Here is a 13786-nt window from a genome sequence, read left to right as displayed (position 1 = left end):
GCGCCGCCGCACCGGCGGCGCCCGGGCCATGCGCGCCTACGGGACGCGCGCGGTCCATTCCTCGGTGGAGAACTTCCCGGCGGCCAACTCCCGGGCCGATTCCCGGGTGGCGGCGTCGAGCTCGCCCGCGGTGGCTGCGTAGCGGCGGGTGAAGGTCTCGATCATCGCCGCAATGATTTCCGCGCGGCCCATCTTCGCCTGGCTCTTGAGCGGGTCCACGCGCTTGACCGCGGAGGCGATGCCCTTGTCGGAGATCTTTTCCCGGCCGATGCGCAGCACCTTCAGCATCTTTTCCGCGTCGATGTCATAGCTCATGGTCACGTGGTGCAGCACGACGCCGCCGGCCAGGCGCTTCTGCGCGGCCCCGCCGATCTTCCCGGCGTCGGTGGCGATGTCGTTCAGCGGCTTGTAGTGCGCTTTGACCCCGATCGAGGCCAGCGCCTCCATGACCCAGGCGTCCAGGAACGGGTAGGAATCGGCGAAGCTCATGCCGTCCACCAGCGAGGCCGGCAGGTAGAGCGAGTAGGTGATGCAGTTTCCCGCCTCCATGAACATGGCCCCGCCGCCGCTGATGCGCCTGACCACCTTGATGCCGTGCTCGGCGGCCGCCTGCGCGTCGACCTCGTTTTGCACCGACTGGAAGGAGCCGATGACCACTCCCGAGTCGTCCCAGTCCCAGAGGCGCAGCGTCGGGCCGCGCGTGCCGGCGGCCACCTGCCGGGCCAGCACCTCGTCGAGGGCCACGTTCTCGATGATCGGCATGGTCTCCGGGCCCAGGACCTCCCACTGGTGGTCGGCCCAGGTCGTGGCGTGGCCAAGGGCCCTGCGCACCACGCGCGCCACCGCATCGGCGTCGAAGCCGAACATCACCGCACCGTCGCGCAGCCCCGCGTTGACCGCGTCGCGGACCGCCGAATGCTCCACGGTCGCCGGCAGGCCGACCAGTGCCTCGTTCAGGTCGAAGAGCGCCTCGTCGGGCTCCAGGAAGAAGTCCCCGTTGATGGAGGCGGCGGTGATCGCCCCGTCCGCCACCAGCAGGTCGGCGACGACCAGTTTCCCGCCGACAACCTTGTATTCACCGTGATGCGTGTAGCCCTGAGTCATGGTTTCCATCCTAGTCATCCGGCACCGCACCCCGCCAAGCGGGGCTCCGGCCGGTCCCCGCCTTGAATTCAAGCGCGGACGGGTCGCGGCGGGTTAAACAGCAACGGGACCCTCCGAAAAGGAGGATCCCGTGTGCAGGCGTGAAGGCAGAATTACTTCTTGCCGCCGAAGCCCTTGAAGCGGGCGTTGAAGCGCTCGACGCGGCCGGCCGAGTCCATGATGCGCTGCTTGCCCGTGTAGAACGGGTGCGAAGCGGCGGAGATTTCGACGTCGATAACCGGGTAGGTGTTGCCGTCTTCCCACTCGATGGTCTTGTTGCTCTTGGCCGTCGAACGGGTCAAGAACTTCTCGCCCGAGGCGAGGTCGTGGAACACCATGGTGTTGTACTGCGGGTGAATATCAGCCTTCATGCTAAAACCTTTGCTCGCGTCACTGGATTTTGCCAGCAACCAAATGTGCCAAACCGGCCCGTGGGATCACGAAGCCGACGTTCCAGTGTAGCCGAACGCCACAAGGAATTTCCAATTCAGGCGCGGGTTCACCTAGCGTGCGCGCAATTCCCAGAAAGCCACCGCGCAGGCCGCCGCCACGTTGAGCGAATCGACGCCCGGGCGCATGGGGATCATCACGTGCAGGTCCGCCTGCTGCAGCACCGCGTCGCTGACCCCGGCGCCCTCGGTGCCCAGGACCAGTGCCAACTTCTCGCCGCCTGCGGCCGCCACCTCGTCGATGCCCAGGGCCTGGGAGGTCAGTTCCATGGCGGCGATCTCGAACCCGGCGGCGGCAACCTCGCGCAGGGCCCCGGGCCAGGACTCCAGGCGCACCCACGGCACCTGGAACACCGCGCCCATGGACACCCGGATGGAGCGGCGGTACAGCGGGTCGGCGCAGCGCGGGGTGATGAGCACGGCATCGATGCCCAGCGCCGCGGCGGAGCGGAAGATCGCGCCGAGGTTGGTGTGGTCGACGATGTCCTCGAGGATCGCGACCCGCCGGGCCCCGGCAAGCACGTCGCCCAGGTCCAGGGCGGCTGGGCGGTCCATGGCGGCCAGCGCTCCGCGGTGCAGGTGGAACCCCGTGATGGATTCGAGCACCGCATCGCTGCCCACGAAGACCGGCACCCCGGGGTGCGCGGTGAACACGTCGCGCAGCGAATCCAGCCACTTCGGCGCCATGAAGAAGGAGCGCGGCGTGTGCCCGGCGGCCAGCGCCCGGCGAAGCACCTTGGAGCTTTCGGCGATGTAGCGCCCGTTGGCGGGGTCCGCGACCTGGCGCAGCGCGGCATCGGAGAGCCCCACGTAGTCAAGTGCCCGCGGGTCCTGGGCCGAGTGCAGGAAGACCAGCCGCCGCCCCAGCTCCTCCCCCGCCGCCTCGCGGACCGCCGCCTCGCGGACCGCGGCCTCCGTGTCGGCGTCGTGCCGGGCCTCCCGGTCCGGGTTGTGGCCGTCGCGGGCCATCTCAGGCACCCGTGAAGAGCTTGGCGACCATGTTGGCCAGTGCCACCAGGCCCAGGGCCACGATGACCGCGCGCAGCCAGCCCGGGGAGAGCTTGCGCCCCACCTTCGCGCCGATGAACCCGCCGATGAGCGAACCCACGGCGATCAGCAGCACCACGGGCCAGTGGATGCGTTCGGGGGCGAAGACCAGGTATGAGACCGCCGCGACCAGGTTCACCACCAGCGAGAGCACCACCTTGACGGCGTTGGACTGCTGCAGCGAGGCGTGCAGGAAGATCCCGAAGACGGCCATCAGCAAGATGCCCTGGGCGGCGGTGAAGTAGCCGCCGTAGATGCCGATGAGGAACACCAGGACGTAGAGGGTGGGCCCGATGCGCGATCGGTCGGCCTCGTCGGGATTCACCCCGACGCTGGCGGCCTGCCGCTGTTTGGCCCAGGCCGAGAGCCGCGGCTGGAAGATCACCAGCAGCAGGGCCAGCACGATCAGCACCGGCGCGACGTAGCCGAACACGGTGTCGGGCAGGTGCAGCAGCAGCCAGGCGCCGATGAGCCCGCCGACCAGCGAGACCGGGACGAGCTTGAGCATCGTCCGCCACACGCTGGCGGCCTCCCGCCGGTAGCCCCAGGCGCCGGAGAATCCGCCGGCGACCAGGCCCATGGCGTTGGAGACCACCGCGTTGACCGGCGCGAAGCCGAGGGCCACCAGCACCGGGAAGGTCACCAGCGTGCCCGATCCGACGATGGTGTTGATGGTCCCGGCCCAGAGGCCCGCGAAAAAGATGATGATGTCGCGCCACAAGTCCACGCCGGAAACCGCTCCCCTGTTGATATGTCGTTGCTGTCCGCCGCTGCCGCGGTGTCGGATGGCGGCGGTGTTGCCGCGGTTTTTCGGCTAGTGCTTGGCGACGGCGCTGAAGCGCCCGGCCTCGGCCCGCAGGCTCAGCGGCGTGCCGAACGTCTCCGAGAGGTTCTCCTCGGTCAATGTCGTCTCGATGGGACCGGCGGCGACCACCTGGCCCTCGCGCAGCAGCAGCGCGTGGGTGAAGCCCGGGGGGACCTCCTCGAGGTGGTGGGTGACCAGCACCATCGCCGGGGCCTCCTCGTCGTTGGCCAGCTGGCTCAGCCGTGCCACCAGGTCCTCGCGGCCGGCCAGGTCCAGTCCGGCACCGGGCTCGTCGAGCAGCAGCAGCTCCGGATCGGTCATCAGCGCCCGGGCGATCTGCACGCGCTTGCGCTCCCCCTCGGACAGCGTCGCGAAGGGGCGGTTGATCATGGTGGACATGCCCCAATCGTGAAGCAGGGTGAACGCGCGGCGCTCGTCCAGCTTCTCGTAGGCTTCGCGCCAGCGACCGGTCATGCCGTACGACGCGGTCAGCACCACGTTGAGCACGTTCTCGTGCTCCGGGATGTGGTTGGCCAGGGCCGCGGAGGACAGGCCGATGCGCGGACGCAGCTCAAAGACGTCGACGGCGCCGAGCACCTCGCCCAGCACTCCCGCCACGCCGCGGGTGGGGTGCATGCGCGCCCCGGCAATCTGCAGCAGCGTGGTCTTTCCGGCGCCGTTGGGTCCCAGTACCACCCAACGCTCGCCCTCCTTTACCTGCCAGTTGATGTCAGTCAGTAAGTCTTTGCGTCCGCGTACCACGGAGACGTCGGCGAGGCCCAGCACTTCATTCATGGGTAAAACACTAGGCCAGTGACCCGCCTTTGACCCAACCGGGGACCCCCGACATGCCGCGAAACACGCGATCGGCGCCGCGGGTCGGTGGCCCTGGGCACGGTGCGGGGCGCAACAAAGCGTGCGACGTTTTGGGAGCGCGCCCGTGCCCGCGGGAGAATGGACGAATGCATTCCACCGCCTTCATCGTGTTCCATTCCGCTGCCACGCCGTGCGCCGAGCCCGCCGGCCTGCGCCGCACCCTGGCCGCCGCCGGCCACCAGGTGCTCGACGAGCAGGCCTTCGAAGGCGCCGGCCGCAGCGGGGCGCGCTGGGAGGTCACCGGGACGGTGCGCCAATTGCGCGCCCTGGTGAACCCGCTGGACAACCTGCTGGCCCGTTCCGAAGACCCCGCGCAGCGCTCCTCCGCCATCGCCGTGGTTCCGGCCGGGCTCGTGCGCGCCAAGAAGATGCTGCTGGTCATGGACGTGGATTCCACCCTCATCAAGCAGGAAGTCATCGAACTGCTCGCCGCCCACGCCGGGCGCGAGGCCGAGGTCGCGGAGGTCACCGAGGCCGCCATGCGCGGCGAGCTGGACTTCGCCGCCTCGCTCCACGCCCGGGTGGCCACGCTGGCCGGACTCGACGCCGCGGTGATCGACGCGGTGCGCGGGCACCTGGAACTCAGCGACGGCGCGGCCGAGCTCATCGCCGCCTTCAAGGCCGCCGGCCACCACGTGGCGGTGGTCTCCGGCGGCTTCGCCCAGATCCTTGACCCGCTGGCGGCCGAGCTGGGCCTGGACTTCGCCCGCGCCAACGACCTGGTCGTCGTCGACGGGCAGCTCACCGGCATGGTCAGCGGGCAGGTCGTGGACCGCGCCTACAAGGAAGTCATGTTGCGCACCTGGGCCCGCGAACTGGGCATCGACATGGAACACACCATCGCCGCCGGCGACGGGGCGAACGACCTGGACATGGTCGGCGCCGCCGGGCTCGGGGTGGCGTTCAACGCCAAGCCGCTGCTGCGCGATGCGGCCGATGCCCGGATCGATCTGCCGCGCCTGGACATCATCGCCAACTTGGTGGGGATTTCATAACGATTTGCCCCTAGTCACCTGTTATTTAGTCCCTCGTTTGGACGACACCGGTATGATGCAGGAGGCGGCCGAACCCCTTTGAGGGTGCCGCAATCCCAAACACGGTACGCCGCCGTGCCCCCGATGGAAGAGAACGAGTCGTTTTGCAGAGTGAAGAATTGGGCCGCAAGAAGCGCCGCCCGGAACGCAAGTCGCGCCGCGGCTGGCTGATCGGCGGGGCCTGCGTCGTACTTGCCGGTGGACTGTACTCGGGCGCTGCCGCCTACGCCGGCTCACAGATTCCGGCCAACACCACCGTCCACGGCGTGAACGTCGGCTCGCTCTCCCCGGAGGCCGCGCGCCAGGTCCTGGCGGAGAAGCTCACCGCGGCGACCACGCAGGAAATCCCCGTGCAGGTCAACGGACGGCAGGAGTCGATCGACCCGACGGCCGCCGGACTGGGCATCGACATCGAGCAGACCCTGGACGGGCTCACGGGTTTCGATCTCAACCCCACCACCCTGCTCGAGCGTTTCACCGGCCAGCTGCACATCGAACCTTCCAGCACCGTCGACGAGGCCAAGCTGCGCGCCTCGCTCGAAGCGCTGGCCGCGAAGGTCGCAACCAAGACCACCGAGGGGAAGCTGGCCTTCGACGGCGCCGAGCCCGTGCTGACCAAGCCGGTCACCGGGGTGGCGCTGAACGTCGACGAGTCGATGGCCGTCGTCTCGGAGTCCTGGTTCGACGCGCCCGACCCGCTGGCGCTTCCCGCCACGCTGAGCGAGCCCAAGACCTCCGCCAAGACGCTGGAGACCGCACTCGAACAGACGGCCAAGCCGCTGGTTGCCGGTCCCATCAAGCTCACCGACGGGAAGTCCAGCGCCTCGCTGAGCCCGGAGCAATTGGCCGCTGCCGCCTCGTTCAAGATCGCCGACGACGCCGTGACCATGTCACTGGACACCGAGAAGCTCGTCGATGCCGCGGCCAAGGGGGCGGACGGCTTCAAGTCCACGGCCAAGGACGCCAAGATCGTGCTTTCCGGCGGGGCGCCCAAGGTCATCCCCTCGGAAAACGGCACGTCCATCGATTCCAAGGACCTGGACAAGCTGGTGCTGGCCGCATCCAAGGACCCCAAGCGCACCGCCAAGGTCGCCTTGACCACCACGGTCCCCGAGCTGACCACCGCGGAGGCGAAGAAGCTCGGCGTGAAGGAAGCCATTGTGCACTTCTCCACCCCCTACCCGGCGGCGGACACCGTGCGCACCAAGAACCTCTACGCCGGTGCCAAGCGGCTCACCGGCGTGTTGGTCATGCCCGGGGAGACCTTCTCGCTGGAGAAGGCACTCGGAGCGATCACCACGGCCAACGGCTACTACGGCTCCGGCGTGGTCGTCAACGGCTTCGCCACCGAGGCCGTCGGCGGCGGCCTGTCGCAGATCTCCACGCAGATGTACAACGTCGGCTTCCTGGCCGGCTACGACGACATCACGCACAAGCCGCACAGCCGCTGGTTCGAGCGCTACCCGGCCGGCCGCGAGGCCACCCTCTGGGAGGGCCAGGTCGACATGGCCTGGAAGAACAACACCCCATACGGCGTGATGATCGAGGCGTGGGTAGGCGGCGGCGAGGTCCACACCCGGCTCTGGAGCACCGACTACTGGAAGGTCGGCAGCAAGTCCTCGGCCAAGTACAACTTCACCAACCCCGGGACCGAGTACAACCCGGCCGCGAACTGCAAGCCCGAATCCGGCGGCAAGAAGGGCTTCTCGATCAACGTCACGCGCACGCGGACCTCGGCCGAGAAGACGCTTCCGGCAGAGACCAAGTCCTGGACCTACCAGCCCTGGAACAAGGTCATCTGCGGCAAGAAGCCGTAGCCGCGTCCCGCATCGCACCTGCCAAGGAGGCGTCGCCCCACCCACGCCGGGAGGGGCGGCGCCTTTTTCGTGCAATGAACTGTTCCCCGCCCTTCTTTCGCTGCCGCTCCGGCGCACGCGGACCCGGCAACCCGTGTCGGCAACGCACCCGTTCACGTAGTCTGGACCCGTGGGCCGCGGATGCGCACCTGTCACGGCCCGGTTTCCCTCCTGTCGCCTAGTCACCTGGAGCCCGAGATTGGATCCGACCGGCACCCCAGCGTTCCTCCCCCTCTTGTTGTTCTCCATGGTCCTGACGGTGCTCTTTGCGCTGGCCGCGGCCTTTGCCGTGCGGCGTATTCTCGGGGTTCCGGTGGGCTGGCCGCGATCCTTTGCCGTCGGCCTTCTCGTTTGCTTCGGCGGCGGCCCGCTGACCACCGTCTTCCTCGCCAACTCCGGGATCGTCGATGCCGAAGACGCCCAGCGGGCGGTTCTCCCCACGCTCCTGCTGTTCGGGCTCTCCATCGCCTGGGCCTTCGCGCTGGGTACGGGCCTGCTGGTGGCAGTGGAGGTGCTCTGGCCCACCGGAAGCCTGGGCACGCCGTGGGGCATGGTCCGTTCGCTCCGGGCATCGCGCGCGCGGCGCAAGCGCTATCTGCACGTCACCACGACCGCCTTCCGCGAAGGACTGCTGCGTCCGGTCAACGCGCGATCCATGCAGGGCGGAACGCCCGAGGCCGCCAGGACCGCCCGGTCCCTGGCCGCCACGCTCGGCAAATCCGGGGTCACCTTCATCAAGCTCGGGCAGATGCTCTCCACCAGGTCGGATGCGCTCCCGCCCGAATACATTGCCGAGCTTTCGCTGCTCCAGACGCACGCGGAACCGGAAGAGTTCAGCGCATTGCGCCCTCTGCTCCAGGCCGCCTTGGGCAGGGACGTGGAGGAGGTTTTCGCCTCCGTCGAGGCGCAGCCGCTGGCCTCTGCCTCCGTGGCCCAGGTCCACGCGGCGGTGCTCCGCTCCGGGCAGCCGGTCGTTGTCAAGATCCAGCGCCCCACGGCCCGCAACCAGGTCAAGGTCGACCTGGACATCATCGAGCGTTTCGCCGGCATGCTCGAACGCCGCACCTCGTGGGGCCGTGCGCTGGGGCTCGAATCGCTGGCCGTGGGATTCGGCGTTTCCCTGCGCGAGGAGTTGGACTACACCGTCGAACTCGAGAACATGCGTGCCGTGGCGGCGGGCAACCCCGCGCTGAAGATCCCGAGGGTCTATCCGGAATTCTCCTCGAACAAGGTGCTGGTCATGGAGCACCTGGACGGCGAGCCGCTGGGCGAGGCCTGCCTGGGCGCCGAAACACCCGAGTTCCGCCGGGCACTGGCCATGGAACTGTTCGACGGAATCCTCTCCCAGGTGATCGTCTCGGGCGTCTTCCACTCCGACCTGCACCCGGGGAACATCCTGGTGCTGCGCCCGGCCGGGCCGGGAGACGATGACGGAACGGCTGCGCGGCCGGCCCTGGCGCTGCTGGACTTCGGCTCCGTGGGACGCCTGGGGCGCGACACACGCATGTCCTTGGCGGGGTTCATCGTGGCCGTCCAGGCCGACGACAACGTCGCCGCCACGGACCGCCTGCTCGAAATGGTGGAACGAACACCGTCGCTGGACCGACGCGCCCTGGAACGCGGCATGGGGATCCTGCTGACGCACCTGGACGGTTCGACGAGCGTGCTCTTCACCAAGTTGTTCCAGCTGCTGCAACGCCATTCCCTGGGCGTCCCGCCGCAACTGGCCGGGGCGTTGCGCGCCATCAGCGCCCTGGAGGGAACCATCAGGCTGCTGGATCCCGGCTTCGATGTCATCGGCGAGGCGCAACGCAGGTCCCTGTCGTGGATCTCCGCCATGAGCTCGCCCGCGGCGGTCCGGAACCTGCTGGCCTCCAACGCCATCGGGTTCATGTCGACGCTGCAGCGCCTGCCGCGGAACCTGTCCATGCTGAACGAAAAAATCGAGAACGGGAACCTGCAGGTCAACGTCAGGCAGTTCGCCTCGCCCACGGATCGCAGCTTCCTCACGGGCCTGGTCCACGAGGGCATCATCGCGGGGATCTCCATTGCCGCGATCATCGGCAGCATCCTGCTGATGGTCTCCGGGTCCGGACCCATGCTGGCGCAGAACCTGCGGCTCTACGAGTTCCTCGGCTACACCCTGGCCCTTGGTGGGTTCGTCTTCGGCCTGCGTTCCCTGGTGCGGATCCTGATCACCAGGAAGTGACGCGCGGGAAGCCAGGCCGCCCGCGGATCCCATGGCCGAATCGCGTCCGGCCCTGAAAAGCGGAAAACCGTGCATTTCGGGCCGGCCGCAAGGGGGCGGGAAATGCACGGTTGACTGCAAGGTGCCCGGGGCCGGGCCGCGAGACTACTTCTTCAGGAAGTCGCCTGCCCCGCCCACGTACTCGGTGTGGCCGGTGGGAACGTCGGCGGCGACCATGGCCGCCACCTCGGCGCCGAACTCCTGAACGGAGTAGAGCTTGCCGGCGGCGGCACGGCGGGCCTCGATGGCGCCGGGCTCGGCGCGGTCCAGCAGCGTCGCGGTGATGGTGCCCTCGATCATGTCGCCGGAGACCACCACGAAGGTGATGCCCTTGGCCTCGAGCGCCGGGATGAATTCGCGCAGCGCGAGTTCCCCGGCACGCTTGGAGCGGGCGACCGGCTCGTAGGCGTCCATGGTCTCGACCTGGTCGATGAAGTGTGCCTGGTGGCTGGTGACGAAAACGACGCGGGAGCCCGGGGCCATCTTCGCGGTGGCAGCCTCGAGCATGGCGACCTGGGCATCGCGGTTAAGGCGCAGCGCGTAGTCCTCGCCGAGGCCCGATTCCATGCCGCCGGAGGCGTTGAGCACCAACACGTCGAGCGAGCCGAAGTTCTCGATGGCCGTGTCCACCAATGCGGCCGGACCCTCGGGGGTGGTCAGGTCGGCGCCGACTGCCACGGCGCGGCCGCCGGCCTCGACGATGCCGGCAACGATCTTGTTGGCGCGCGGCGCCTTCTGGCGGTAGTTGATGACCACGCCGGCACCCTGTGCGGCGAGGATCTTGGCTACTTCGGCGCCAATGCCCCGGGACGACCCGGTGACGATCGCGGACTTGCCCGTGAGATCGGTCATTTACACTCCTTGTGCATCACTGCTTGAAAAATTCTGGTCCCTCGCCGGTGCTCCGGCGCTTGGGGTGTCCGTACAAGAAACCGGACTCTGGTTTCAATCCTGCCAGTTGTCCACGGCATGGACTCTTGTAGGAATCCTCCAAACAAGTCTAGTCGAGTCCGGCAGGCGGCCGGGCCCGGGGCACGCCCTGCCTATGGTTTTGCGGGCACCTGGCCGGGGCTGTACCAGACCACGTCGTCGCCGAAGGGGTTCTTGTAGGCCAGACGCGGAGTCGAAAGCCCCGCGCCCTTGAAGACCAGTTCCCCGACGGCGCACTGTCCCTGCTGCAGGGTGTCCCTGCGCAGTTGCGAGCCGCTGTCGATGGGCCGTGCGGCCAGCAGCCGGTCGTTGTACATCCCGAAGTCCGCCGGCGAGACGCTGCGCTGGGTTTCCGGCGGCAGGTCCCCCTTCCTGGTGTCGCTGCCCGCGCAGAAGCGCACCATCACCGCCACCTCGGACTCCGGGTCGTCCGGAGCTGTCGGCCGTCTGTCGAAGCCGGTGGCGGTGATGGAGGTCCCGTTGCCCAGCTGCGCTGTCTCGCCGATGGTGATCCGTTCGCTGACCTGGGGATCGTCGATGTTTGCCATCGCGATCGCAACAATCAGGTACACGCCGAGGGCCGCGGCCCCCGCCAGCAGCCAGGCAGGAAACCGCTTGGCGCGGCCAAGCCGGCGCCGGATCGCCGTGGGGTCGGCATCGTTGTTGATCTCCAGCCGCGGCTGCCCGGCCAGCAAACGGTCAAGGCACGGTTGCAGTGCACGGTGGCGCCTGAACAGCAGCGGATGGAAGGTGAGCACCTGCTGGTCGTCGTCGATGATCGCCAGCGTCCCGGCCGGGTCCACGAGGACCGCCAGGATGCTCTCGGCCTCGATGAGTTGTTCGTGCCGCGTGCTTCCCCCATGACCGGCCGACCGCGAAGCCAGCCGCAAGGTGCCCTGCCCGATGGCCAGCGTGGCGGAGCCGTCCGTGGTCAGGTCGCCGCCGGGCAAGGTTCGGAAGATGCGCTCGCGGCCCGTGTTCCCGCCCCGGCCGGCCGCGCCCTTTTCGCCGCGGCCCCTGGGCCTTGCGTGCTTCCGGCCGCCCGGGGTGCCCGGGCCGTGGGTCTCCGGTTCCAGAGCCAGATGCAGGCTCTGTGTTGCGTCGATGAGCGCCTGGCGCACCTGCCCGGTGTCGGCGCCCGGATCGTCGTCCAGGCCCAATACCCGGCGTTCCCGCGACAGCCGCGGGGAGAGCCCCTGGCCGGTCTCCCGTACCGCGTCCTCCACCCAGGGGTCCGGGACCAGGGTCATGGTCCTGCTGAACTCCCTGAGCACACGCTGCCGGACCGCATCGCCGAGCGGTTTTTTGGTCAGCAGGAAGACGCAGAACTCGGCGCCGACGCCCAGCATGTCGAGGCCTATCGTGGCCGGATCCTGCCCGGCATGGGCGGCCGTTGCCGACAGTTGTGCGCGCAGCAATTCCGCGGCGGCCAACCCGGCCGCGGAGCGGGGAACCAGGGTGGAGAGCATGATGGAGGCTTCGCTGACCGGTAGCATCCCCGGTCCGTTGCCGGAGGCACGCCGCGCCAGCGCATCGGGCCCCTCGGGCAGGGTGCCTGTGGCGGCTCGGGCCGGGTGTGGTCCACGTTTGGCGGTGCCGTCTGCCCACTGAAGCACCGGTGCCGGACCGGAACCACCTTCCTGGACCGGGAACCCGGCCCCGACCAGTGACTCGTCGGTGGTGAAGAAGGCGGTCCGGGTGCGACCGGAGGCGGGGTCGAGCCGCGGGAGCAAGGCACGGGCGCGTTCCCGCACGTCGGAAGCCGTGACCTGGACTCCGGCCAGTGCGGCGGCGTTGCGTCCCGTCCGCTGTACCAGGTCCGCCGGCCAGACAGGGTGTTCCGGGCGGATCGGGGCAATCTGGTCGGTGACCATCCAGCCGGCAAAGAGCCCCGGGAGCCGGCGCCAGGCAGCGGCGACGGTCTCGGTGGATCCACGCAGCAGGAGCGTCGAGGTGTCGGCTCCCAACTCCGTAATGACCTCGGGGAAGCCGGTGCGGCCGGCACCCAGCTCCACTGGGCGCGCCAATTCGGTGCGCAGCGCGGCCAGGGCCATCGACAGCGAACCGGTGGCCGCAACCTCTTCGTCGAGCAATCCGAGGCCGAAGGTTACGCCGATCCGGGTCTGGGTGTCCTCGTCGTCAAAAAATTGCCAGTTCGTTCCGGCCCAGCCAGTCATCCAGTTCCCACATCGTCTCGCATTGCCTGCCGCCGCGTGGACCGCAACGGCACCACCATGCTATCCGTGCATCTAGCCCTGGCGGCCCGGCGCGCCGCCGAGGTGGGGCACCGGGCACGATCGGGCGCCCATGTGGGACACGTGTTCCCGGACGCGGCAGCGCCGGCGCTTCCCCACACGACAAGTGGCCGGTTCGGCGGCGCCGCTCAGGCCAGTTCGGCGCGGACCATGTTGCTCAGTGCCTTGCCGTCGAACCGGCCCGCGACCTTCTCGGTGACCTGCTTCATGACGGTGCCCATCTGGCGCATGCCCAGCTCCGAGCCGTCGGCGCGCAATTCGGCCACGACCCCGGCGACGATGGCCTTGGCCTCGTCCTCGTTCAGTGCTGCCGGAAGGTAGGCCTCGATGACGGCAGCTTCCTGCTCCTCGGCGGCGGCCCGGTCCGTCTGGCCGGCCTCGGTGTAGGTGACGGCGGTTTCGCGGCGGCGCGCGGCCTCCTTCTGGAGCAGTGAAACCACTGCGGCGTCATCGAGTTCGAGAGGGGTCTTGCCGCCCTTTTCGCGGGTGTTGATCTCCCCGAGCAGGTTGCGCACGGTGGTGAGTTCCACCTTGTTCCCGGCCTTGAGGTGTGCAGTCATGTCCGCGCGGAGGCGGTCCTTGAGTGTTTCCATGATGGCGTCTTCTTCCCGTCGTAGCCCGGCAGGTACGCTGTGCGGCTGCACCCGTACCTTTGCCGGTATCACCACCAGTTTATTGCTTGCTAGTGGACCGGGTTCCATCGAGGCATCGTTTCCTGGACAGCCCGCCAGGCACTCCCCCACCCTTCCGGCCACCGACAGCCTGGAAACGGGTCGCCTGTCGAGGCATTTCTTGGGGGTGACGGACGCGCATGGCTTACGCGGCCCAAAAATCGGACTAACTCAAAAATTTACCTAGATAAATAAAGTACTCATGGTTTTCAACAGTTTTGAAACTCATGCAGTTGGGGCTTCGGCGTTGGTGCCCCAAGGCCCGACCGCTGACCCGCTCGGGCCTTGGGGCGGGTCAGTCCTTCCCGTCCCAAGGCCCACGCCCCCGGACAGGGGGCACCCGTGCAGGTCACGCAGAAGTGGGGGGGGGGGGGGGGGGGGGGGGGGGGGGGGGGGGGGGGGCGGCGGGGGGGGGGGGGGGGGGGGGGGGGGGGGGGGGGGGGGGGGGGGGGGGGGGGGGGGGGGGGGGGGG

The 13786-nt window shown here is 68.7% G+C and carries 11 protein-coding genes; 3 read left to right on the top strand and 8 right to left on the bottom strand.

Features of this window, described 5'->3' with window-relative positions; genetic code table 11:
- Positions 1-36 precede the first annotated feature (36 nt).
- The 5 genes from ACIPVK_RS20790 to ACIPVK_RS20770 form a co-directional block, all read right to left on the bottom strand.
- Positions 37-1104, bottom strand: coding sequence for a biotin/lipoate A/B protein ligase family protein (locus ACIPVK_RS20790; RefSeq protein ID WP_407613891.1), 1068 nt, complete (start codon positions 1102-1104; stop codon positions 37-39).
- Positions 1105-1256: 152 nt separating this feature from the next.
- On the bottom strand, positions 1257-1514 hold the full coding sequence (locus ACIPVK_RS20785; RefSeq protein ID WP_407613890.1) for a type B 50S ribosomal protein L31: 258 nt from the start codon (positions 1512-1514) through the stop codon (positions 1257-1259).
- Between the two features lie 132 nt (positions 1515-1646).
- A complete protein-coding gene (locus ACIPVK_RS20780; protein ID WP_407613889.1) occupies positions 1647-2570 on the bottom strand; it encodes a TrmH family RNA methyltransferase in 924 nt (307 codons plus the stop codon).
- A complete protein-coding gene (locus tag ACIPVK_RS20775) occupies positions 2563-3366 on the bottom strand; it encodes a sulfite exporter TauE/SafE family protein (protein ID WP_407613888.1) in 804 nt (267 codons plus the stop codon). The genes ACIPVK_RS20780 and ACIPVK_RS20775 overlap by 8 nt, the downstream gene beginning before the upstream one ends.
- Positions 3367-3453: 87 nt before the next feature.
- The gene (locus ACIPVK_RS20770) at positions 3454-4239 is read right to left on the bottom strand and encodes an ABC transporter ATP-binding protein (RefSeq protein ID WP_407613887.1); all 786 of its coding nucleotides are present in this window, start codon (positions 4237-4239) and stop codon (positions 3454-3456) included.
- Between the two features lie 167 nt (positions 4240-4406).
- Here ACIPVK_RS20770 and serB point away from each other — a divergent pair, with 167 nt between their 5' ends.
- The 3 genes from serB to ACIPVK_RS20755 all read left to right on the top strand — a co-directional run bounded on the left by serB (position 4407) and on the right by ACIPVK_RS20755 (position 9419).
- Positions 4407-5315: a phosphoserine phosphatase SerB gene (serB, locus tag ACIPVK_RS20765; RefSeq protein WP_407613886.1), complete on the top strand. Its 909-nt coding sequence runs from the start codon at positions 4407-4409 to the stop codon at positions 5313-5315.
- 143 nt (positions 5316-5458) lie between these two features.
- Positions 5459-7171, top strand: a complete 1713-nt coding sequence (locus tag ACIPVK_RS20760; RefSeq protein ID WP_407613885.1) for a VanW family protein — start codon at positions 5459-5461, stop codon at positions 7169-7171.
- 238 nt (positions 7172-7409) lie between these two features.
- Positions 7410-9419, top strand: a complete 2010-nt coding sequence (locus ACIPVK_RS20755) for an ABC1 kinase family protein (RefSeq protein WP_407613884.1) — start codon at positions 7410-7412, stop codon at positions 9417-9419.
- A 144-nt stretch (positions 9420-9563) separates the two neighbouring features.
- On the opposite strand, the gene ACIPVK_RS20750 is transcribed toward ACIPVK_RS20755, so the two are convergent.
- The 3 genes from ACIPVK_RS20750 to ACIPVK_RS20740 all read right to left on the bottom strand — a co-directional run bounded on the left by ACIPVK_RS20750 (position 9564) and on the right by ACIPVK_RS20740 (position 13236).
- Positions 9564-10310, bottom strand: coding sequence for an SDR family oxidoreductase (locus ACIPVK_RS20750; RefSeq protein ID WP_407613883.1), 747 nt, complete (start codon positions 10308-10310; stop codon positions 9564-9566).
- 191 nt (positions 10311-10501) lie between these two features.
- On the bottom strand, positions 10502-12565 hold the full coding sequence (locus ACIPVK_RS20745; RefSeq protein ID WP_407613882.1) for a hypothetical protein: 2064 nt from the start codon (positions 12563-12565) through the stop codon (positions 10502-10504).
- Positions 12566-12771: 206 nt separating this feature from the next.
- Positions 12772-13236 carry a GatB/YqeY domain-containing protein gene (locus ACIPVK_RS20740; protein ID WP_407613881.1) on the bottom strand — a complete coding sequence of 155 codons (465 nt, stop codon included), beginning with the start codon at positions 13234-13236 and terminating at the stop codon, positions 12772-12774.
- Positions 13237-13786: the final 550 nt, after the last annotated feature.

It is taken from the genome of Paeniglutamicibacter sp. MACA_103 (genome assembly GCF_045798555.1).
In the GTDB taxonomy this organism is placed as follows: Bacteria; Actinomycetota; Actinomycetes; order Actinomycetales; family Micrococcaceae; genus Paeniglutamicibacter.
The sequence above is the reverse complement of the archived record's forward strand: the minus strand, read 5'-3'. Positions and strand labels throughout refer to the sequence as shown.

Bases quoted from the DNA above. Each gene is read 5' to 3' on its own strand.
- ACIPVK_RS20790 (WP_407613891.1), bottom strand. From the start codon at position 1,104: ATGACTCAGGGCTACACGCATCACGGTGAATACAAGGTTGTCGGCGGG.
- ACIPVK_RS20785 (WP_407613890.1), bottom strand. From the start codon at position 1,514: ATGAAGGCTGATATTCACCCGCAGTACAACACCATGGTGTTCCACGAC.
- ACIPVK_RS20770 (WP_407613887.1), bottom strand. From the start codon at position 4,239: ATGAATGAAGTGCTGGGCCTCGCCGACGTCTCCGTGGTACGCGGACGC.
- serB (WP_407613886.1), top strand. From the start codon at position 4,407: ATGCATTCCACCGCCTTCATCGTGTTCCATTCCGCTGCCACGCCGTGC.
- ACIPVK_RS20750 (WP_407613883.1), bottom strand. From the start codon at position 10,310: ATGACCGATCTCACGGGCAAGTCCGCGATCGTCACCGGGTCGTCCCGG.
- ACIPVK_RS20745 (WP_407613882.1), bottom strand. From the start codon at position 12,565: ATGACTGGCTGGGCCGGAACGAACTGGCAATTTTTTGACGACGAGGAC.
- ACIPVK_RS20740 (WP_407613881.1), bottom strand. From the start codon at position 13,236: ATGGAAACACTCAAGGACCGCCTCCGCGCGGACATGACTGCACACCTC.